This is a genomic window from Paenibacillus sp. FSL K6-2524 (assembly GCF_038005525.1).
Classification (GTDB): domain Bacteria; phylum Bacillota; class Bacilli; order Paenibacillales; family Paenibacillaceae; genus Fontibacillus; species Fontibacillus anaericanus.
Window position 1 is genome coordinate 4,253,811 of record NZ_JBBOSP010000001.1, and the last position, 21,683, is coordinate 4,275,493.

Genomic DNA, 21,683 nt, shown 5'->3' on the forward strand with positions numbered 1-21,683 from the left:
TTATCTAACCATTGTATGCCGAGAACCGGAATCGAACCGGTACGGTAGTCACCTACCGCAGGATTTTAAGTCCTGTGCGTCTGCCAGTTCCGCCACCCCGGCATGAAAGGGGAATAAAAGTCCCGTATAAATGATTATATACGGAATTACCTTGAGTTTCAACTTTTTTTATTAAACAATATTTATTTAGGTTATGATGTGCCTCCAATCGGGAACAATACATGTTAATCATCACGCATTGGAGGAAGTAACTCTTGAATATTATTGCTGAAAATTACAAATTCGCCCCACTTGAGGAAACAGAACAGGCCGTAACAATTATCAAAGACGCCGAAGCAGAGATCGCCAAAATCACAGGTACCCCTATTACCTTAATTGCTTATGAAAAGACCGAGAAAGAATAAACTATAAGCAGTTCCCAACGGTCCTATTTATTAGGGCCGTTTTGGGTTAAGCTCAATCATACGAAAATTTATTATTCAACCAATACAATAATCTCTAAGAATCAACCCTCTACTTTTTACCGGATATAACAAGAAAAAATGTAGCCAATGGACCGCATAACAATGACAACAAAAACCAATTTAAACCACTTCTATTTTTCCCTTGTGCGAGTCCTGCATTAATCAAAGCGAGCGTGCCCCAACCAACGTAAAATTCGTTACCCATCTGTACCCCCCCCTTTCAAATCATATTTTATACTACGCTTCAGCAATATAGTTGTTCCGGCTATCTCTAATACGTGTTATTCTTAGCTTTTATTTATTTGCGATTTTATATCTATGGACAAACGAACAATCATTTGTTGCCATATTGCGTATACTGCCTTTGAACCCACCATTACAAAGGAGTTGAAGAAAATGCCGGAATTTTGCCCAACGTGTCCAACTCAAACTATTGTTGACCCACCGCAGACAATTTTTGAGGATTATTTCCACCCACAGGTCGTTCAAGTCATTCACCCAATTGAAGTAGTCAGACGTCATCATTGTGTACCAGTACCACAGCATATTTGTACGTATACGGAAAGAGATGAAATGTGCTTCGTCTCCAGTGTTAAGAAGAGAAAAAAAAGAAAATAAACTAGCTTAGGTGAACTACCGGCTGGCTCAACACTGCAGTTACGCAGCCAGCCGGGTGCGTTCCTTCTTACCTGGTTCATCACCCAATACATATGAGGCAGAAATCAAGGAAAATGCAAACCATATAATTACACGTAAAAGCGCCTCTTTATTATACATATTAAAGGCTGTCGATACTAAAATCTCTCTCGAGCAAAATCGCCGAAATAAATAGTATATACCAGCAACAACGCAAAAACCCTCCCATGCCTTAGCAAGAGAGGGTTTTGTGCATACATTATGGGCCCTGAGGGACTCGAACCCCCGACCAATCGGTTATGAGCCGACCGCTCTAACCAACTGAGCTAAGGGCCCGAAAAACTGGGTAAAATAGATTGCGGGGGCAGGATTTGAACCTGCGGCCTTCGGGTTATGAGCCCGACGAGCTACCGAGCTGCTCCACCCCGCGTCAATAACAGCGACAAGTAATAATATACCCTATTACGGGGTGGACTGTCAAGCATCGATTTTAATTAAGGAATAAACCGCACCCCAAATTTACCTCTCCGGGAACGAAAAATCTCAACTTCCCTCATTTCATCAAACCCATATATCCATCCATCCTGTTCCAATCTCTTTGCCAAACACCCTGCCTGAAACTTAGTTCTGTACAATTTGTTAAAGTATATCCATTTCATAATTCATCCAGCCCTTCTCCTGTTGTATTGTTGAACCTTCCTCACCTATCCTATAGAATACCCAAGAACGACCAAAAAAAGCCGCCAGAATTAATCTGGCGACTCACAGAACACACTAAACTTTACCCTGCTCTCGCAGCCCCACTGACTTCAGGTACAAACGGTGTACCGTCCTCTTGGAACTGAGTTTTCGGGTTGTTTTTGATCTCTTGCAGCATTTTATTACCTTTGGTTTCCCAGTCCTTAAGCGCTTCTTCAGGCGTTTTCTTATTATCGATTACTTCCTGGAAGGAGCTCCGACCACTGTTTGTTATGCTATACAAGCCTGGTTTTTCCATCATCATTTTATCATCCTTAGGATTGCTTGGCGGAAGTGGCTTCAATAAATAAAACGCTTGGATGTTATACGTCTGACCTTGCTTAGGTTGGATGAATGATTTACGAGCTACCATTTCATAACTTCCACGTGATTTAAGCTTCGCCCATTCTTCGCTATTTATAAACTTCAAGAAATCCCAAGCTGTTTCAGCATTCGGCGCGCTGCTGTTGATTGAGAATGTATTGTTCAGCCAAATGTTACCACCGATATCCGGTTTCTCTGGATGAACAGGAATAGTCACTACATCCCAATCAATCGGCGTATAATTTTTGATCTTTGCGGCGTTATCATTCGCATCGGCAATCTCATTAACATAATAGCTCTCACCAATGGTCATAGCTACTTTTCCTGACAAGAACAAGTCGCTGCTGATGGCATTCCAATTCTCACCACTATCCATTTCCAAACTAGCATTATCCGGAATAATCTTATCTTTAGATAACTTACTCATGGTCTCCCAAATTTTCACCCATTGTGGTGTATTAACTGTCATAGTCTCTGCCTTATCATCAAAAGTTTTCATTTGTAAGGCACTTACATAGGTCTGCATATCCCAATATGGATCGCTCCCTCTATAACGATTGAAGGAGAAGCCATATACACGATCCTTCCCTTCACCTTTAGTCAAACGACGTGCCAAATTGAATACTTCATCCCACGTCATTTTGTCCGTTGGGAAATCAATGTTAGCATCCGTAAACATTTTTTTGTTATAGAAAAGTGCAGAAGAACTGAAGGAAGGAGATAACGCGTATATTTGGTTATCGCCTAAATCTCTAATCCCATCAATAACAGCTGGAACGAAGTCCGTTGTTTCAAACTTATCCTCTTGCATCAAAGGATCTAACTGTTTTAATAGGTTTTCTTGAATCAATTGTTTGAGAGTACTCGTGTCAGAAACCACGATATCAACGGGGTTACTACCAGTCATGATTTTCTTCATGCTTTCTAGATAGTCCGGTTGAACGTACTCTTCTGTCCCATCATTATAACGATATTGACTCTGATCAATAGCTGGAACGATTTCTATCTTAATATTCTCATTAGTGAATTCGTAAATATCGGTATACTGTTGACGAAAATATGAATCGTCATATCCACCGGACAACACGCCGATACGAAGTACCTTCTCCTCTTTACTCGCAGGTGCCTTACCCCCATTACAGCCAGCAAGCAGTCCCATCCCAAATGTTGCTACGAGAGAAACAGTCAATACTTTTTGTAACTTCCGGTTCTTTGCCATCATGATTTATCCCCCTCCAATGATTTCGGTGCGGTGATTACAATCTTCTCGCCATCAAACTCCATACTGGCTCTGCCACCAATCCCTACTGCTTCCAGATACTCTTTCGGAACCTGAAGTCGGCCCACTCTATCAACAACGACGAACGCTTCATGCACTTCCTGAAGCCCGCCACCTGAGAAGCCTTGTTCCATAGCAGTTGCATCTAAGTTGGGATTTCGTTTCAAAAACTCAGTACTCGTCAAACCGTCTCGAATAGCGACTACTCGGTCTACCTTGCTCGCGAGCGCTAAATCATGGGTAACGATTACAATCGTAATACCAACCTCACGATTAACTTCGCGAAAGATATTCATAATCTGATCCGATGTCGCGGTATCAACTGAACCTGTTGGTTCATCTGCAAGAAGCATCTTCGGGCGATTTGATAATGATATGGCAATAGCTACCCGTTGTTGTTCTCCCCCTGAGAGCTGGTGTAGTTTATTGTGCATGCGGTGTTTGAGACCCACCCATTCTAACAACTGTTTAGCATAATCACGGTCTACCTTACCCGTGAGCATCATTGGCATTTCAACGTTCTCCAGTGCCGTCAAATAAGGCAGTAGGTTACGAGCATTGTTCTGCCAGACGAAACCAACGGTCTTGCGTTTGTATTCAACCAATTGGTCATCTTGGATCTTTAGCAGATCCCATCCTCCGACGGACACTTGACCGGCTGTAGGCCGGTCGAGTCCACCAAGAATATTCAACAACGTAGATTTACCGCTACCGCTGTTACCAATAATGGCCATCATTTCGCCTTGCTCAACAGTCAAATTAAGTCCCTGGAGCGCAACAACTTCAATATCCTCGGATTTAAAGATTTTAACTAAACCCTCACAATGGATCATTTTAACGCTCCTCTCCCATTTTGACAGCCTGATGCACACGAAGTCTACGAATCTGCCAGAAGAGTAAGCCTGCGCCGAGCAATAACATCACCAGGACGACTACATATAACTGGAGAGTATCCTGAGAGTTAAATACAATTCGGAACGGAGGCACCTGAGTCGTAACATTATCAGCTGTTTGTAGGAATGGAAGATACAACTTCCCTACTACCTTACCAATGACAATACCAAGTGTAATGGACAGACCTGCTGTCAAGATTTGTTCCGCTAACAACATAAGGGTTAGTTGTTTGCGAGATAATCCCATAGCCCTTAAAATACCAAACTGTACAACCCTACCTGACAAATTAAAGAACCAATACAACACGTAACCGATCAGGGAAACAATGACCGATACGAGGAAGCCTAAGCTTAGAATCCCAAATACTCCACCACGGGTCGGATGCTTACTCTGAGTCGCTAGTTCACTCCGTACATCCTTCACCGAATACAGATCCACACCCTGTTCACTTAACTTAGTCATGATTGGAGCTACTTTAGCTTCAGGCTTCATCTTCAGCCAAACTTCGTACGGGATCAAAGGACCTTGATCGTAGATATAATCCAAATTAGCAATGACAAATGGGGTTTGATCGGGATATTGACTTGGCCAGTAAGGTATAATACCGTAAACTGCTAAATCAATAGTTGTCTCACCGACTGAGACAGTAAAGATATCTCCCACTTTTAGCTTGTATTTCTCCGCGAGGTTTGATGGTACCAAAGCAGCACTTTCATTCATACCTAGCAAATTTAAGTACTGAAAAGGATGCACCGGGAACAAATCATTACGGAACCAGGCGACTTTAGAAAAATCAACATTATCAATTCCCATTAGAATACCTTGACCGGCCGAACGACCTGACACGATAATATTACTCTTGGTTTGAAGAACTCTTGCGGCAGCTTCAACACCATCTAGCTTACGGAATACTTCAAATGGAGGTTCCGAATAAATAAGCTTGGTAGGTTGCTGGTTGCCTTGACCGTTTCCCTGACCACCACCGCCCGGTTGACCGCCTGAGCCACCACCCTGACCCGAGCCACCTTGATTATTCCCATTCTTCGAAGGTTTCGACATCTCCGCTGTTGATTCCCATACCGTCTGCATTACAACGTCCGCGCCATACTTATAAAGCGTCCGCTCAGTCGAGTTTAGGTCAATCGTCCGCGCAGCTGAAGCATTATATACGCCCAAACCAAGCGTAAGAACAAGCAATATCATAAGTGGATAATATGATGATGCTGAACGTGAGAGCTGGGTTAAGCTTAAATAATAAGGAACGGGTAGCCACTTTTTGCCCAGCCAGCCGATCAATTTCAATATCCAAGGGAAAATACGTAAGAATAACAGTCCTATAGCAAATATAGCTAGTGCCGGTACAAAGAACAGAAATGGTTGAACTTGAAGCTCATCCGTCGTCATACCTGTCTGGAACGTCAGCATTTGCCGTTCAATGAATAAATAATATCCATATCCCGCAACAGCCAATAAGACGATATCAAGGTACCAACGCTGCCACCCAGGAAGACGATCAGAACGTGCTTGCTTCTGCTTCGCGTTCACAATCGATGACCTTGCATAAGAGATTGCAGGTAATAGCGTAGCCAATATTGCAATGACTACAGCTCCCACACCTAATAGAAAAGCATCCAGATTAAACCCAACAGGGATAGACTTCCGGTTAACGAACGTCAGGAAACCGTTGGCCGACCCAATGCTTTTAGACATAAACCAACCCAGTAAGGGACCAATTACCAAAGCAACCGCTCCAAGTAATAATCCTTCTAGCAGGTAAATATAAATAATTTGTTTGGTCGACGCACCTCGACTACGAAGGACTGCAATATCGCCTTGTTGCTTATCCAACGATTGGCGTGAATTCATCACAATATAATAGAACACCATTGCAATCATCGGTGCAGCCAGTGTGAAGAGTAGTGTTTGCATTTGCAGACTCTGTTTGCGGAAGTCATCCAGAAGGCTACCAAACGATATATCTACCTTCGTATCTTTCAACTTTTGGTACAGTTCAATATTGAGACGATCCAGCGTACTGGATAAAGGTGATAATTGTCCGGTTTTGATCTCACGGAGATCAAATGCATAATACCAAGATGAGTTATGCAAGGGAACCTTCAATTTACTCAGCAAATGTTCATTAAGTACTTTCTCGTTAATGAAGAAGGTATTCATTACTCCTTCGAAGCCCTGATACCAGTAAGGATCGGTTTCATTTTCTGCTTGGAAGGTACCTACAATCTTTACCTTCAAGGTGATATCCAGCCCGCTTGCCACTGGATATTCCATAATGTCACCCACATGCAAATCCTGCCGGTACATCGCCTCCTCCAGCATTAACGCTTCGATATTCTCGCCATCTGCGCTATCAGAGAACAATTGACCTCCTGTGATCGAAATATGATCCTTCAGTCCGCTCATCGAGATCAACGACATGGCTCTAGTTCTACTTGCATCTACTTTGGTAGGATCTTGAGGATACACCTCAGTGCCACGGATGGCCCGAGTATTAACATACGCCTCATGAGGAAAACCGATCTCTTGAGGGATTTCATCCGTGATGTACTGATTGACTGCATCTAAACCAGCAACGTCTGTCTTGGACCCACCAGGGCCTTGATAACTCATAAGCAGGGAACCTGCTGGTAGTCCTTCACTTTCAGCGATTAAGGTACTTGATACAACTCGCTTAAGCGCTCCATCGGAATACATCGGAATACTTACCGTAAACGAAACAGCGACGATAAGTCCAAGTAAAGTGCTCAGTGTCAGCCATTTCGTGTTCCACATTTTACGGAACAAGAAACGTATAAGTGGAGCTCCCATTAACGACCCACTACTTTCTGCCCCGGTGTGAGTCCTTTAAGGATTTCCATATCCGTTGGTGTTTGCATGCCAACCTCCACATCAACCTCACGCTTACTTCCATCTTCCTCAATGACCTGAACATAGGTACGAGATCCGATTGAACGTAGTGCAGAAATCGGGATTAACACTGCATTTTCCTTCCGCTCGGTAATGATTTTAACACCAAGCTGACGTCCGCGTTCCATATCAGCCGGCCATTTATCTAATTGAACAATGAGATATTGATCAATTGTATCCTTCTTCGGCTGGTTATTTCCGCCATTACCGTTATCAGTGCTGCCCGTGTTGCTCGGCATCACTTTCACTTTACCTTCAAAAACACCCGCAGCATTAATATCTACCGTCGCCTTCATTCCAACTGAAAGCTTCTCTAAGTCCTCTTTAGCGAAAGAAGCCGCGACAACGAGTGATGATGTATCAGAAATAATTCCAAGGGACTCGTAACTCTTCACAACTCCCCCCTTTTCAGCACTAAGCGAAACTATAGTTCCCGCAAAAGGAGCCTTAAGACTTCCATCTGCTATTTTCTTCTCCAGATCAACTAATGCTTGACGCTGCTCTTCAAATACGATGGAGGCCTTCTCAAATTCAATATCATCCATCTCTTCCTTTTTGCGCAGCGTTTCCTTCATCGATATTTCCTGCTGACGGAAATCCAATTGTGCCTTCCGAAGATCTTTCTCTAAAGCTTCTACATCCAATTCAATAAGTACAGCACCAGCTTTAACCTTATCTCCTGCTTTGACAAGAACATTCTTAATATGTAATCCATCGTCTGTAAAATATAATGCTTCTTCACGCTGACTCATCAGCTTACCAACAGCAGTTACTGACTTCTCTATTGGCCCTAAACGCACCTCATATTCCGGTTTCTTGGATACTGTCGGTGGCGTAATTACCGGTAGATCCTCTTCCTGCTGTTCATTCGGAAGCAAAGAACAACCAGATGCTGTGAGCAGAACTATAGTTAATGATAACAATCCTAATGCCCGAGTTAGTCCCCACTTCTTATTCAACAAATTTTCCATCCACCATTTCATAAACATGGTCCGCTACCTCCAAGATTGTAGGATCGTGTGTAGTCATACAAATCGTAACTTGCTCCGTATGTATGATGTTCTTAAATACAGCCATAACTTGAGCTCCCATTTGTGAATCCAGATTGGCTGTCGGCTCATCCGCCAATAGCAGCTTGGGCCGATGTGCGATTGCCTTGGCAATTGCCACCCGCTGCTGCTCCCCACCAGACAATTCATTAGGCCTGTGAAACATCCGTTTACCTAGACCCACAATCTCCAAACAGTGGGTTACTCTTTTCTTCCATTCCTGAGGGGGTACTCCCGCCATTCTAAGTGACAACTCGACGTTCTCCCAAGCGGACAACAGTGGTAACAAAGCGTATGCCTGAAAGATAAATCCGAATTGATCTCGTCTTAGCTCCGTCCGTTTATCGTCACTGAGCTCGTGTAGAGGTTGCCCGGAAAATATTATTTCCCCCGACGTTGGCTGATCGAGCCCACCTAACATATTAAGCAGCGTCGTTTTTCCCGATCCGGATCTGCCTCTTAGCATCACCAATTGACCGGGCAGCACTTCCATATTAATCCCCTTTAATACATGAATATCGCCCCCACCAACGGGAAAAGACCGATGCACTTCTTTCACAGACAAAATAGGACCACTAATTTCCTCTTCTGTCGTGACACGGCCTATATCCAGATCGGACGATTCCACCTCGGAATCTAAATCCAGATCCGACAATTCCACTTCGGAATCAACTGATTCACCTGGCTCTACAGATTTTACAGGTTTGCGAAACCATTGCATCATCGTGTATCGGTCTCCTATGTCTCCTAATTTTTCGTTCTATAAAAAACTATCACGCCTTGCATTATAGACGAAATCACATGCCAAAAAGTTACAATGAATTTTACGATATTGATATTTTTGTTTCCATAATCTTCACCCTGACTTCTGGGAGTCACTCTGTTAATATAGCAAATATTATCATAATTGATTGAAAAGAGGTTCTATTTTGAAAAGAATTAAATTAATTTTCCTACTAACTACTCTTACTCTCTCTTCCCTAATTTCTATAAGTGCACTCTCAGCAACAGTAGAAAAGAAATCTACTGAACCATTTATCGATATACAGAGTAGCTATGCTAAGGAAGCAATTATTAATCTCCATAAGAACAATATAATGAACGGAACAACCTCTGAACTCTTCTCACCAACAAAGAAGATAACACGTGCAGAGTTTATGACTACCCTCATACGTTTACTCCGACTGGAGCCTTCTTCATCCTCAAGAGTTCCGGCATATAAAGATGTACCTACTACTGCTTGGTACTATGGCTATGTTCAAACTGCAACTGAACTTGCCCTAACCGATGGCGTGGGAGAAGGAAGATTTGAGCCCAATAAGCCGCTTACCCGTCAAGAAGCTGCAGCCTGGGTTATTCGGGCATTGAAACAATCGACTTCTTCTACCTCATCCGGATTTAAAGACGCCTCAGCTATTGCTGTTTGGGCGCGTCCCTATGTATCTACCATTTCCAACTTAGGAATAATGCAAGGGAATGAAGGGAGATTTTATCCTAACCAAGCTATAACGCGACAGGAAACTGCCGTAATATTGGACCGTCTGCTGCAAAACAAACGCTGGTCTACTGTATTAGAAGCCGAGAATAAAACTACTAAAATACAACTAGGATGGCAATATGGCCAGACTACTAAGGAATATGAACAAAGTATCCAGAATTCAAATGTTAACGTTCTATCACCAAGATGGTTTTTTCTCGATAAAGATGAGACTATTGGTGATTATACCAACTCAGCCCTCTTAACTTGGGCAACAAACAATGGGAAGAAAGTATGGCCGCTACTAGGTAATCGTTCTTCCCAGGAAATAACGCATCAGTTCCTTAGCTCTCCCCAACGTTCCGCAGCAGGCGTCCAAAAGATCAAGGAATTAGTTGTTAAATATAAACTAGACGGGATTAACCTAGATTTTGAGAATGTGGCTCCCGCTGATCGGAAGAACTTCTCAGCCTTTGTTACAAACCTAAGTGAACAACTACATTCAATCGGTGCCGTTCTGTCAGTTGACGTTTCGCCAGATTTGGGATCAGATTGGACTGAAGTGTTTGATTACCGTTTGTTAGGCCAGAACGCAGACTATATTGTTCTAATGGGTTATGACGAGCACTGGTCTGGTAGCTCAAGTCCTGGACCTGTTGCCTCTTTGCCGTGGGTACGTAGCGGCTTAGACACCTTGTTGAAAGAAGTCCCTGCTAATAAGGTCATCTTGGCCCTACCGCATTACAATAGGGACTGGACTGTAAACCAAAAAGGAACTGCCCTGTCCTCGGAAGATATATCACTCGTAGAACAAGCAGAATTGTTAAAGCGTATCGGGATCTCTCCGGTATGGGACAGTAAGATTGGACAATATATAGTGGATTATTACAAGAGCGGAATAGCCCATAGACTCTGGTTAGAAGAAGCACGATCTCTTTCTCTCAAGTATCAGATGGCGGTTGATCGACAAATCGCTGGATTCGCATACTGGTCTATAGGTGGGGAGACCCCCGATATTTGGACAAGCCTTAGGAATGCAGAAAGGTACTCATCTTATAATTTTAAATAAAGATTCGATCACTTATTAGTATCAGACTTAAAAAGCCAGACCCTATGTTTAGGGGTCTGGCTTTCACTTTATCTACCTATAATAATTATTTACCAAAGGATGCCGGGTCTTGACGCCATGATTGCAGAAGTGCTAGATCATCCGCCTTAATTACGCCACGCTCTACAGCCACATCGATCAAAGCCGTGTAATTGGACAGTGTTTGAAGTGGGATACCTGCCTCAGCAAATGCATTCACCGCTTTGTCTAACTGGTAACTAAATATGGCAAGCACTGCAAGTGGCTCTGCGCCGGCTTCAGCTACTGCAATTGCTGCTTTAAGCGAACTCCCCCCAGTAGAGATTAGGTCCTCAATAACAACCACTTTTTGTCCTGGTTTGATGATCCCTTCGATCTGATTCTCTTTGCCGTGGCCCTTAGCTTTATCGCGGATATATGCCATTGGTAACCCAAGCTTCTGGGCAACAAAGGCTGCATGAGGGATGCCAGCCGTTGCTGTTCCTGCGATTACTTCTACATCCGGATAAGACTCTCTGATCACTGCTGCAAAAGATTCGGCAATCAAATCACGAATTTCTGGAAAAGACATTGTAAGGCGGTTATCACAATAGATCGGAGATTTAATACTGGATGTCCAAGTAAATGGTTCATGCGGACGTAATGCAACTGCTCCAATTTCTAAAAGGTTTCCTGCGATTTGCGCGGCAATTTCATTATTATTTATCACTTAAGTTTCATCTCCTCTATAATTTGCTCCGCCGCCTCACGAGGGCTTGGAGCTGCAGTAATTGGGCGACCCACAACAATATAATCTGTACCTTGCTGGATCGCTTCTCCTGGCGTCAAAGTCCGAGATTGATCTCCCGCTTCGCTACCCCTTGGACGAATGCCTGGGGTAACCGTCAGAAAGTCTAGGCCGCATCTTTCCTTGATGGAACTCACTTCTAAAGGGGAAGCAACCACACCATCAAGGCCAGCCTTCTTAGTAAGCACTGCATAAGATACGACAGCTTCCTCAACTGTGCCTGGAATACCGATTTCTCCGTTTAGCATTCCTTGATTCGTGCTTGTAAGCTGTGTCACTGCAATTATGAGTGGCATCGTGAGAGAGCTGTTTATTTCAAGTGCCTCTTTAGCCCCTTCTCTCGCCGCTGACATCATCTTTACTCCGCCTGCAGCATGAACGTTGAACATATCCACTCCAAGCTGGGTGATGCTCTTCGCACCACCTTTCACGGTGTTCGGAATATCGTGCATTTTCAAATCAAGAAATACAGAGTAACCAAGACTCTTTAGTTCACGCACAAAATCAGGACCACCCGCATAATAGAGCTGCATGCCGACCTTCATATAACAGGGGATACCTTCCAATAATGAGATTAGCTTTCTAGCTTCATCTACAGCAGGATAATCTAGTGCAACCATCAGACGACCAGCAGTTTGATTAAAAGTACCCATAATTTATTCTCCTCCTGTCATGCTTGCGGCTCCGAAGCATTTGCTTCCGGAGCCGCGCTTTTAGATTTAAATTTAAAGGGAAGGCATGGCTTGGGATGAGAAGTTGATCGTCTCAAGCATCGTCAGCAAGGCAGAAACAGTGTCCAATGAAGTCATGCAGACGATTCCGTTCTCCACCGCTTCGCGGCGAATGCGGAAACCATCACGCTCAGGTTCCTTGCCTTTTGTCAAAGTATTGATTACGAAGTGGGCTTTACCATTGCGGATCAAATCCAGAATGTTCGGCGAACCTTCGCTCAATTTGTTGATCGTGGTCACGTGAATTCCTGCCTCAACAAGCGCAGCAGCCGTTCCACCAGTCGCAACAATCTCGTAACCCATATGGTAAAAGCCTCGTAGCAATCTAACAGCTTCGTCCTTGTCTTTATCCGCTATAGTAGCAATAATGGCACCCGATGTAGGAATCTTCATACCTGCGCCGATAAGACCTTTGTACAACGCTTTTGCATACTGTTTATCGCGTCCCATAACCTCACCCGTCGATTTCATCTCAGGACCGAGTGTAGGTTCAACACGGCGAAGTTTCGCAAAGGAGAATACAGGAACTTTAACAGAGACATAATCGCTTTCTGGCCACAAACCATCTACGTAGCCCAAATCTTTCAGCTTCGTACCGAGAATACACTGAGTCGCAACGTTTGCCATCGGGATGTTCGTCACTTTACTCAAGAATGGTACTGTCCGAGATGACCGTGGGTTAACCTCGATAACATAAACTTCATTCTTATAGATAACGAATTGGATGTTTACTAGACCAATCGTTTTTAATTCTTTTGCAATTTTGATCGTGATATCCACGATTTTCTCGCTAAGCTCTGCAGACAAGTGCTGTGGCGGATATACTGCGATGGAATCACCTGAATGAACCCCAGCCCGCTCTATATGTTCCATGATACCTGGAATAATCACAGTTTCACCATCACAGATTGCATCTACTTCCACTTCTTTACCAAGCATATAACGGTCAATCAATACCGGATGCTCTGGATTGATGTTAACGGCCTCTGTCATGTATTTCAACAATTCTTCATCCGTATATACAATCTCCATTGCGCGTCCACCAAGTACGTAGGACGGTCGTACAAGAACCGGATATCCAAGTGACTGGGCTGTTCCTACTGCCTCATCCACTGAAGTAACCGTCTTCCCTTTCGGCTGGGCAATGTTAAGTTTGGATAAGAGCGCTTCGAATTTCTTGCGATCCTCCGCTTCATCAATGCTCTCCAAGGAAGTCCCCAGAATACGTACTCCTGCCGCTTGTAGTGGTGCCGCCAAATTGATGGCAGTTTGACCACCGAACTGAACAATTACACCAACTGGCTTCTCTTCTTCAATAACGTTCATTACGTCTTCGAAGAACAAAGGCTCAAAGTAAAGGCGATCCGACGTATTGAAATCCGTAGACACTGTCTCCGGGTTATTATTGATGATCACCGCTTCATAACCTGCTTTTTGAATCGCCCAAACCGCATGTACAGTAGAGTAGTCAAATTCGATACCTTGACCAATCCGAATCGGACCGGAACCGAGGACAACGATTTTCTCTTTATCTGTGCGCAAAACTTCGTTCTCTGTCTCATACGTGGAGTAGTAGTAAGGAGTAGATGCCTCAAACTCTGCGGCACAAGTATCAACCATTTTATAAACTGGACGCAGTCCATGCTCTTTACGGAAATTAGTCACGCTCACTTCAGTCAGATGACTTCCGCTTGGTTGAACCTTTGCACGAAGCTCAGCAATAGCCCGGTCTGTGAAACCTAGACGTTTTGCTTCATAAAGAGTTTCATATGACAAAGTAGCTTCAGCTGCGATATCACTCTCAAACTTCACGAGACGCTCGATCTTATCCAAGAACCACCAGTCGATTTGACTCAAATCTTGAATCTTCTGCAACGGATAGCCACGACGGAACGCTTCGGCTACTAAGAACAATCTTTCGTCGTCTGCTTGGATTAGGCGCTGGTCTAACGTTTCAGCATCCAGTTCCTCTGTGCCTTTCAAGTACAGGCGATGAGTACCAATTTCAAGTGAACGAACCGCTTTTTGAATGGATTCCTCAAATGTCCGTCCAATTGCCATTACTTCGCCAGTCGCTTTCATTTGAGTTCCGAGTTTGCGGTTTGCATGCACGAATTTATCAAATGGCCAACGTGGAATTTTGCTGACGATATAATCGAGCGTTGGTTCGAAGCAAGCGTAAGTTTGACCTGTAACTGGGTTCACGATTTCATCCAAAGTGTAGCCTAATGCGATTTTCGCTGCCATTTTGGCGATCGGATATCCCGTTGCCTTGGAAGCGAGAGCCGATGAACGGCTGACACGCGGGTTAACTTCAATTACATAGTATTGGAAGCTCTGTGGATCCAGAGCAAATTGTACGTTACATCCGCCTTCGATATTCAGTGCACGGATGATCTTAAGTGATGCAGAACGGAGCATTTGGTACTCACGGTCAGACAAAGTCTGGCTCGGTGCAACAACGATACTGTCACCAGTATGTACACCCACGGGATCAAAGTTCTCCATGTTACAAACTACGATACAGTTATCATTCGCATCGCGCATAACTTCATATTCTACTTCTTTCATACCGGCGATCGATTTTTCAATTAGACATTGACCAATCGGACTGTAACGGATACCTGAAGCGACTGTCTCCAGCAACTCTTCTTCTGTTGCGCAAATCCCACCGCCTGTACCACCAAGGGTATATGCTGGGCGCACAATGACAGGATAACCAATCTCTTCGGCGAAACGCATGGCTTCATCCACTGTAGTGATGATCGTGCTATCTGGTACAGGTTGTTCCAATTCACGCATCAAGTCACGGAACAAATCACGATCTTCCGCTTTCTCGATGGAAGTAAGCTGTGTGCCTAGGAGTTTCACATTCTCACGTTCCAATACACCGGCGCGTGCAAGTTCTACAGCCATGTTTAATCCGGTTTGTCCACCAAGAGTAGGCAATAGACCATCAGGGCGTTCTTGACGAATGATTTGTGAGACAAACTCCAGAGTAATTGGCTCGATATATACTTTATCCGCCATGTTTGTATCCGTCATAATTGTAGCGGGGTTACTATTAATGAGAACTACTTCAACGCCTTCTTCTTTTAGTGCCTGACAAGCCTGAGTTCCAGCATAGTCAAATTCGGCAGCCTGGCCGATTACAATCGGACCGGAACCAATGACTAGAATTTTTTTGAGTTCTTTATTAATCGGCATATTATAGTTCTCCTTTCGCAGCGGCCATAAGTTCAGCCTGACGAGATCTTTGCGGGTTAAGCCGCTTATGTTCTTGAATCATTTCTAGGAAGCGGTCGAACAAATAGTTGTTATCGTACGGTCCTGGCGCTGCCTCTGGATGGTATTGTACCGAGAAAGCCGGATATTCAGTATGCTTAAGGCCTTCAATCGTTTTATCGTTATTATTGATGTGGGTAACTTCTAATTTTGTACCTGCAATTGAAGAATCCGTTACTGCGTAACCATGATTCTGTGAAGTGATGTAGCAACGTCCTGATTGCAGTTCCTTCACAGGGTGATTCCCACCGCGATGACCAAATTTCAGTTTCTGTGTATCCGCACCGCAAGCCAGTGCAAACAACTGGTGACCTAAGCAAATACCGAAGATTGGATACTCACCAAGTAGCTCTGAGACCATCTTAACTGCGTAAGGCACATCTTTCGGGTCCCCAGGGCCATTGGATAATTGAATTCCATCCGGTTGCAGACGGCGAATTTCTTCAGCAGTTGTATCATGTGGTACCACAATTACATCACAATCGCGTTTATTTAATTCACGTAGAATACCGCTTTTAGCTCCAAAATCAACGAGTACGATCCGTTCTTTTGCACCCGGGCTAGTGTAAATATGTTTCGTTGAAGTTTGTGCTACTTGGTTGCGAAGTTCTTCGATGGACGTTGCTGCCATCATTTCCTTTAACTCTTGATCTGATTTAGAAGAGGTTGTAATAATCCCCTTCATTGTGCCATGTTGGCGGATGATCCGAGTAAGCATACGTGTATCTATATCATGAATCCCCGGAATGTTATATTCCTTCAGCAAATCTCCTAGATTATATTGTGCACGCCAGTTACTTGGCGTTGGTTCATAACGGCGTACAACAAATCCGTGAATGGATGGGGCGATAGATTCGAAATCATCACGGGCAATACCGTAGTTGCCAATCAGTGGATATGTCATCGTTACAATTTGTCCACAGTAAGAAGGATCAGACAATACCTCTTGATAACCTGTAATTCCTGTATTAAAAACGACTTCTCCAGTCATGTCGCCTTCGGCTCCGAATGATTTTCCGGTAAACAGCGTTCCGTCTTCCAATAACAATCTTGCTTTCATTTTTCGAAGCACTCCTTATGATCAATTTTATATTTTATGATTGCTCGGACCAAACCACATTACCGTTCACAATAGTTGCAACCGGCCAGCCTTTAAGTTTCCAGCCGATGAATGGCGTGTTACGTCCTTTAGATGCAAATGTCTCAGGATCAACGGCTTGCTCCTTACTCAAGTCCACAATGGTTAGATCAGCAGGAGCGCCTGGTTCGAGTCTCCCCGCTTGAAGACCGAATACACGAGCTGGATCCTTAGTCATCCGTTCGATCAGAAAGGAAAGACTCCAGCGACCCTTCTCGACAAACTCGCTGTATAGTAGTGGAAACGCCGTTTCGAAACCAACTATTCCGAAAGGTGCAAGTTCCATTCCTTTGGCCTTTTCTTCCTCGCTGTGTGGGGCGTGGTCGGTCACGACGATATCGATCGTACCATCTTCCAGCGCTTCGATGCAGGCTTCAACATCTCTTTTGGAGCGTAGAGGAGGATTCATTTTCCAATTGGCATCCATGCCGGGAATATCCTCTTCGGACAGAATGAGGTGATGCGGACAAACCTCAGCAGTAACATGAATACCTATTGATTTAGCTTGACGAATCAGTCTAATCGATTGTTCTGTGCTGACATGGCACACATGGTAATGAACGCCCGTTGCCTCAGCAAGCAGAATGTCCCGACCGACATGAATCGCTTCAGACTCATTTGGAATACCTTTTAACCCATGCCGTCTTGCGAACTCTCCCTCAGCTACAGGGGCCCCTACTACTAATGAGTTATCCTCACAGTGAGCGATAATCGGCATATCCAGGGAGTGTGCCAGTGCCATAGCATCTTTCATCATTTGTGCGTTTTGGACTCCAACACCGTCATCGGTAAAACCGATAGCTCCAGCTTCTTTCAAAGCTGCAAAATCCGTTAACTCGCGTCCCAATTCATTCTTTGTAATTGCCGCATAGGGTAGAACATTTACTAGACCAGCAGCTTCTGCCTTCTCTTTTACCAAGTTCACAGTCTCAGGAGTATCAATTACTGGACGTGTATTTGGCATGCATGCAATCGTTGTGAATCCACCTTTCGCAGCAGATCTTGAGCCTGACTCAATCGTTTCCTTATGTTCAAAACCAGGTTCGCGCAAATGCACATGCATATCGATGAATCCTGGTGTAACTAGCTTGCCAGCAGCATCTATACTTGTAACTTCAGCATTGTCCTCAGGGAACGTAGCGTAATTCTCTTCAATAGCCTCAATTAATCCGTCTTTCAAAAGAATATGTCTTTGTACTAATTCACCATTGTTATCCAAAACACTAGCGTTCCGAATGATAAGTTGCATGTATAAACCTCCGCTCTTTAATGTGCAATTGAAGTCATGCTTCAATTTAGATTCCTATTTCATCGCTCTTTCCATAACTGCCATGCGAATGGGTACTCCATTTTCCATTTGCTTGAATATTCGAGATTGCGGATGCTCTACAACTGCATCGTCAATTTCGACATTCCGGTTCACTGGAGCAGGGTGCATGATCATCACGTGTGGAGCAAGCTTCGCAGCTCTGGCCTCTGTCATCCCATATTGCAGCCTATATTCATCAGCCGATTTCAAAACCCCTACTGCATGGCGTTCCAACTGTACTCGCAACATCATCACGACATCAGCACAGAGCGCTTCTTCCATCGATACATAAGGGGCATATGCTGCCAGTTCAGGCGCCTGCATACTTTCCGGTGCAGTAAATTTCACTTCAGCGCCAAGCTTCTGCAGCGCCCAGAGGTTTGAGCGAGCTACCCGGCTGTGTTTGATGTCGCCAATAATCGACACCTTAAGACCTTTCAACTCACCAAACTGTTGTTTCATCGTAAACATATCTAGTAGTGCTTGTGTAGGATGCTCATTGTTACCATCACCCGCGTTGACAAGTGGAACCGACACCTTTGATGCAAGTTGTTCCAACACACCTGCAGGTTTAAGACGAATGACTCCTGCGTCGATCCCCATCGATTCCAACGTGCGAACCGTGTCATAAATCGATTCCCCTTTTTCGACACTAGATACAGCAGATGAGAAGTTCAATACCTCCGCACCTAATCGTTTCTGTGCCATTTCAAAAGAGAAGCGAGTACGGGTACTGTTCTCGAAAAACATATTCGCAACAAACTTGTCCTTCAGAACGGGTGTGACCTTCTCACTTTGTCCTTCCCAGTAAGCTGCCCGATCCAGTATTGAAGTGATCTCAGTCGCACTCAGATCCTTTAGGCCAAGCAAGCTCCGATCTTTCAATGTTGCAGATGTCATCGTCATCATGTCTATTGTCCCCCACGTGATTGCAAAATTCTAACCTGATCCATACCGTCAGTTTCCTGAAGAAGAACTTCAATTTCTTCCACCTTGGAGGTAGGAACATTTTTACCAATATAGTCTGGGCGGATAGGCAGCTCACGATGCCCACGATCCGCCAGTACCGCTAGTTGAATGGACTCTGGCCGTCCACAATCCATGATTGCTTCCATGGCTGCGCGAATTGTCCGGCCTGTATATAGAACATCATCAAGTAAAATCACTTTTTTGTCGTGAATCGGTATTGAGAAGGAAATTCGCTCTGTAGCCACTTCAGCACGATCATCCCGGTATGAAGTAACATCCAGCTCTCCCCAAGGGATTGCCTTTCCTTCGATCTCTTCCAACCGCTCAGCCAGCCTTTTCGCAAGGAATACCCCTCTTGTTTTGATACCAGCAAGCACACATCCCTCGATCCCTTTGTTTCTCTCTAGGATTTCATGTGCAATTCTTGTTAGAGCCCGTCGTATTGCTGTTTCATCCATAATAATGTGACTTTCGGTACTCATAGTCTTTGCCTCCTCAGGACAATGATTTTACCCGGTACCGTGATAGGCGCAAAAAAAGACTCCTTACCTATATTTAGGCAAGGAGTCTTTAGTCACAGTTTACAACCATGACTGTCATGTGGATCCAAGGCAGACCAACGCCATAAGCGCAGTCTCCCTAAGAAACCCATTCACGTTACCTTGCCAGCCTCACGGGACTGAATTAAAGGTTCATATTGATTTACATGAATTATGACAGAATGCGCTAAACCTGTCAAGACAACGAACCTGGTAAAAAATTGTAATCCCACGCAAGACAAATTGTATAATTGATTCTCTATTGTGCATAAGCAATGTCTCTTGTCTTATAATTATACATTAAATATAATAATTATACAATAACGTTCTATGTTAACTTTTTCAGAAAGGAAACAAAAAAAGAGAACACGTTCTTTCTTCGTGTCCTCTCCTTGCCATCCCATTCCAGCAAATTTAAAACTGAAACTTAACTTCACCAAGACGAGCCTTGATTTCAGAAATAACTGCCTTTTCCGCTTCTTCATCGTTTGCTTCAAATGTTACCGAGAAACGGACATAATGACCTGCATCATCCCACGGTACTGTCGAAATTAACTTTTCTCGAATCAAATATTGAGCAAAGTCCTCCGCTGTCTCAAAAGTAGGCCCTCCAACAACTGCCTTTGGTGCCGCTACATATAAGAAAAACGATCCCTTTGGTTTCTTTGCCTTAAACCCAAGTTCATTTAATGCTGCAACCAACATCTCATGACGTCTGGAATATTTGGCTGCTATAGATTCAGTGATTTCTGGATGAGCTAATCCATACGCTGCTGCTTTCTGAATAGGGATAAATTGTCCAGAGTCATTGTTATCCTTTACATCACTAAATGCTTTGACGATCAGTGGATTACCAGCTACAAAGCCTATTCTCCATCCAGTCATATTATAAGACTTAGACAACGAATGAAGCTCAACACCAACATCTTTTGCCCCAGGGACAGAGAGGAAACTTAGCGGTTTTTGTCCGTCATAAGTTAATGCGGCATACGGAGCATCGTGAACTATAACAACATTGTATTTTTTAGCCCATGCAATAGCTTTCGCAAAAAATTCTCTCGTTGCACTCGCGCCTGTAGGATTGTTCGGATAGTTCAAATAAAGGAGCTTCGCTTTATAGGCCACTTCTTCTGGAATTGAGTTCAAGTCCGGCAAAAAGTTATTCTCTTCCGTTAACTCTACAGTATAAACTGTGCCACCCAAATACTTCGTGTGTGTTCCCAAAATCGGATAACCTGGAACTGTAATAATCGTAATGTCTCCCGGATTAATGAAACAGGTAGGTAGCATAGCAAGCGCTGGCTTGGAGCCGATACAATGCACGATTTCCGTAACTGGGTCCATTCCATCTACTGCAAACACGTCCTGCAAATAGCGGGCGGCGGCGGTTTTGAACTCTGGAATTCCGTTGTCTGAATATCCTCGATTCTCTAGCTTGGTAGCTTCCTCAGCCAACTTGGCAACAATCCCGGCATCTGCCATATCATCAGGTTCGCCTATTCCCATATCGATCAATTCTACGTTAGGATAATCCCTTTTTGCTGCCGCTTTAGCACGTTTAATCTTCTCAAACTTATATATGGCTGTATCCTTACCGTAATTCTCTCCACCGATACGATCCGCAAATTGCCCTTGAATATAAGTATCTTGATAACTCTCTATCGTCATAACTATCCATCTCCTTCAAGAAAATCTACTTTTATAAATATGAAGGATGGCGGGTTTTTATAGAATGGATTAATTACCACAACGTTTGTACTTTTTTATTTTTCGACTACAATTACGGCTCAATGCCAAAATCAGTGATTGACGCCTCTTAAATGAATCGCTACGGGTTCGGAGGGTTCTTGCGATCGCTGTTAAAGCCTTATTTCTTGAATAGAAAAGGATTAGTGGTTGAAATAGGGCTTTAAAGGCGAACACAGCTTATGCTTCCGATGTAGCTTTCCTAAGGAAAGCTTTTAGTTTCTTCAGAATCCCTCCGACCCTTCGCTCTGTTCGCTCGTCTAGCCAACCACTGATATCTAGATTGAGCCAAAATTACACAACTAA

The 21,683-nt window shown here is 43.9% G+C and carries 17 protein-coding genes and 3 tRNA genes; 3 read left to right on the plus strand and 17 right to left on the minus strand.

Annotated features, from left to right (window positions below; translation table 11 throughout):
• Positions 1–16: 16 nt before the first annotated feature.
• Positions 17–102 (minus strand) — tRNA-Leu (locus NST85_RS19620).
• 152 nt (positions 103–254) lie between these two features.
• On the opposite strand from NST85_RS19620, the gene NST85_RS19625 reads away from it, so the two are divergent.
• Positions 255–404: a hypothetical protein gene (locus tag NST85_RS19625; RefSeq protein WP_170220132.1), complete on the plus strand. Its 150-nt coding sequence runs from the start codon at positions 255–257 to the stop codon at positions 402–404.
• A 109-nt stretch (positions 405–513) separates the two neighbouring features.
• Here the strand turns inward: NST85_RS19625 and NST85_RS19630 are convergent, their stop codons facing one another.
• A complete protein-coding gene (locus NST85_RS19630; RefSeq protein ID WP_170220133.1) occupies positions 514–669 on the minus strand; it encodes a hypothetical protein in 156 nt (51 codons plus the stop codon).
• A gap of 191 nt (positions 670–860) precedes the next feature.
• Between NST85_RS19630 and NST85_RS19635 the strand changes: the two genes are divergently transcribed.
• A complete protein-coding gene (locus tag NST85_RS19635; RefSeq protein WP_127191095.1) occupies positions 861–1,082 on the plus strand; it encodes a hypothetical protein in 222 nt (73 codons plus the stop codon).
• A gap of 280 nt (positions 1,083–1,362) precedes the next feature.
• On the opposite strand, the gene NST85_RS19640 is transcribed toward NST85_RS19635, so the two are convergent.
• The 7 genes from NST85_RS19640 to NST85_RS19670 form a co-directional block, all read right to left on the minus strand.
• A tRNA-Ile gene (locus NST85_RS19640) sits at positions 1,363–1,436 on the minus strand.
• A 20-nt stretch (positions 1,437–1,456) separates the two neighbouring features.
• Positions 1,457–1,530, minus strand: a tRNA-Met gene (locus tag NST85_RS19645).
• 351 nt (positions 1,531–1,881) lie between these two features.
• Entirely contained in the window at positions 1,882–3,384 is a 1,503-nt protein-coding gene (locus NST85_RS19650; protein ID WP_341190155.1) for an ABC transporter substrate-binding protein, read from the minus strand.
• Positions 3,381–4,274, minus strand: coding sequence for an ABC transporter ATP-binding protein (locus NST85_RS19655; RefSeq protein ID WP_307396209.1), 894 nt, complete (start codon positions 4,272–4,274; stop codon positions 3,381–3,383). The genes NST85_RS19650 and NST85_RS19655 overlap by 4 nt, the downstream gene beginning before the upstream one ends.
• Before the next feature lies 1 nt (position 4,275).
• Positions 4,276–7,161 carry an ABC transporter permease gene (locus tag NST85_RS19660; protein WP_307396211.1) on the minus strand — a complete coding sequence of 962 codons (2,886 nt, stop codon included), beginning with the start codon at positions 7,159–7,161 and terminating at the stop codon, positions 4,276–4,278.
• Complete coding sequence (locus tag NST85_RS19665; RefSeq protein ID WP_341190156.1) at positions 7,161–8,249, minus strand: efflux RND transporter periplasmic adaptor subunit; 1,089 nt, start codon at positions 8,247–8,249, stop codon at positions 7,161–7,163. Before NST85_RS19665 ends, NST85_RS19660 begins: the two co-directional genes overlap by 1 nt.
• On the minus strand, positions 8,212–9,033 hold the full coding sequence (locus NST85_RS19670; protein WP_307396214.1) for an ABC transporter ATP-binding protein: 822 nt from the start codon (positions 9,031–9,033) through the stop codon (positions 8,212–8,214). Before NST85_RS19670 ends, NST85_RS19665 begins: the two co-directional genes overlap by 38 nt.
• A 205-nt stretch (positions 9,034–9,238) precedes the next feature.
• Here NST85_RS19670 and NST85_RS19675 point away from each other — a divergent pair, with 205 nt between their 5' ends.
• Positions 9,239–10,855, plus strand: a complete 1,617-nt coding sequence (locus NST85_RS19675; RefSeq protein ID WP_341190157.1) for an S-layer homology domain-containing protein — start codon at positions 9,239–9,241, stop codon at positions 10,853–10,855.
• Positions 10,856–10,940: 85 nt separating this feature from the next.
• Here the strand turns inward: NST85_RS19675 and pyrE are convergent, their stop codons facing one another.
• The 8 genes from pyrE to NST85_RS19715 all read right to left on the minus strand — a co-directional run bounded on the left by pyrE (position 10,941) and on the right by NST85_RS19715 (position 21,299).
• A complete protein-coding gene (pyrE, locus tag NST85_RS19680; RefSeq protein ID WP_341190158.1) occupies positions 10,941–11,582 on the minus strand; it encodes an orotate phosphoribosyltransferase in 642 nt (213 codons plus the stop codon).
• A complete protein-coding gene (gene pyrF / locus NST85_RS19685) occupies positions 11,579–12,313 on the minus strand; it encodes an orotidine-5'-phosphate decarboxylase (RefSeq protein ID WP_341190159.1) in 735 nt (244 codons plus the stop codon). The genes pyrE and pyrF overlap by 4 nt, the downstream gene beginning before the upstream one ends.
• A 72-nt stretch (positions 12,314–12,385) precedes the next feature.
• Positions 12,386–15,598, minus strand: a complete 3,213-nt coding sequence (gene carB / locus NST85_RS19690) for a carbamoyl-phosphate synthase large subunit (RefSeq protein WP_341190160.1) — start codon at positions 15,596–15,598, stop codon at positions 12,386–12,388.
• A gap of 1 nt (position 15,599) precedes the next feature.
• Positions 15,600–16,736, minus strand: a complete 1,137-nt coding sequence (gene carA, locus NST85_RS19695; RefSeq protein WP_307396226.1) for a glutamine-hydrolyzing carbamoyl-phosphate synthase small subunit — start codon at positions 16,734–16,736, stop codon at positions 15,600–15,602.
• 34 nt (positions 16,737–16,770) lie between these two features.
• Positions 16,771–18,063 carry a dihydroorotase gene (locus tag NST85_RS19700; RefSeq protein ID WP_341190161.1) on the minus strand — a complete coding sequence of 431 codons (1,293 nt, stop codon included), beginning with the start codon at positions 18,061–18,063 and terminating at the stop codon, positions 16,771–16,773.
• Between the two features lie 54 nt (positions 18,064–18,117).
• Positions 18,118–19,029 (minus strand): aspartate carbamoyltransferase catalytic subunit, encoded by a 912-nt coding sequence (locus NST85_RS19705; protein WP_127191180.1) that lies wholly within the window; start codon positions 19,027–19,029, stop codon positions 18,118–18,120.
• Positions 19,030–19,034: 5 nt separating this feature from the next.
• The gene (gene pyrR / locus NST85_RS19710; RefSeq protein WP_127191106.1) at positions 19,035–19,574 is read right to left on the minus strand and encodes a bifunctional pyr operon transcriptional regulator/uracil phosphoribosyltransferase PyrR; all 540 of its coding nucleotides are present in this window, start codon (positions 19,572–19,574) and stop codon (positions 19,035–19,037) included.
• Between the two features lie 471 nt (positions 19,575–20,045).
• Complete coding sequence (locus NST85_RS19715) at positions 20,046–21,299, minus strand: LL-diaminopimelate aminotransferase (RefSeq protein ID WP_341190162.1); 1,254 nt, start codon at positions 21,297–21,299, stop codon at positions 20,046–20,048.
• Positions 21,300–21,683: the final 384 nt, after the last annotated feature.

Coding starts and splice junctions, on each gene's coding strand:
- NST85_RS19630 (WP_170220133.1), bottom strand. CDS start 669: ATGGGTAACGAATTTTACGTTGGTTGGGGCACGCTCGCTTTGATTAAT.
- NST85_RS19650 (WP_341190155.1), bottom strand. CDS start 3,384: ATGATGGCAAAGAACCGGAAGTTACAAAAAGTATTGACTGTTTCTCTC.
- pyrR (WP_127191106.1), bottom strand. CDS start 19,574: ATGAGTACCGAAAGTCACATTATTATGGATGAAACAGCAATACGACGG.
- NST85_RS19635 (WP_127191095.1), top strand. CDS start 861: ATGCCGGAATTTTGCCCAACGTGTCCAACTCAAACTATTGTTGACCCA.
- carA (WP_307396226.1), bottom strand. CDS start 16,736: ATGAAAGCAAGATTGTTATTGGAAGACGGAACGCTGTTTACCGGAAAA.
- NST85_RS19665 (WP_341190156.1), bottom strand. CDS start 8,249: ATGTTTATGAAATGGTGGATGGAAAATTTGTTGAATAAGAAGTGGGGA.
- pyrF (WP_341190159.1), bottom strand. CDS start 12,313: ATGGGTACTTTTAATCAAACTGCTGGTCGTCTGATGGTTGCACTAGAT.
- NST85_RS19660 (WP_307396211.1), bottom strand. CDS start 7,161: ATGGGAGCTCCACTTATACGTTTCTTGTTCCGTAAAATGTGGAACACG.
- NST85_RS19670 (WP_307396214.1), bottom strand. CDS start 9,033: ATGATGCAATGGTTTCGCAAACCTGTAAAATCTGTAGAGCCAGGTGAA.
- carB (WP_341190160.1), bottom strand. CDS start 15,598: ATGCCGATTAATAAAGAACTCAAAAAAATTCTAGTCATTGGTTCCGGT.
- NST85_RS19705 (WP_127191180.1), bottom strand. CDS start 19,029: ATGACGATGACATCTGCAACATTGAAAGATCGGAGCTTGCTTGGCCTA.
- NST85_RS19715 (WP_341190162.1), bottom strand. CDS start 21,299: ATGACGATAGAGAGTTATCAAGATACTTATATTCAAGGGCAATTTGCG.
- NST85_RS19655 (WP_307396209.1), bottom strand. CDS start 4,274: ATGATCCATTGTGAGGGTTTAGTTAAAATCTTTAAATCCGAGGATATT.
- NST85_RS19700 (WP_341190161.1), bottom strand. CDS start 18,063: ATGCAACTTATCATTCGGAACGCTAGTGTTTTGGATAACAATGGTGAA.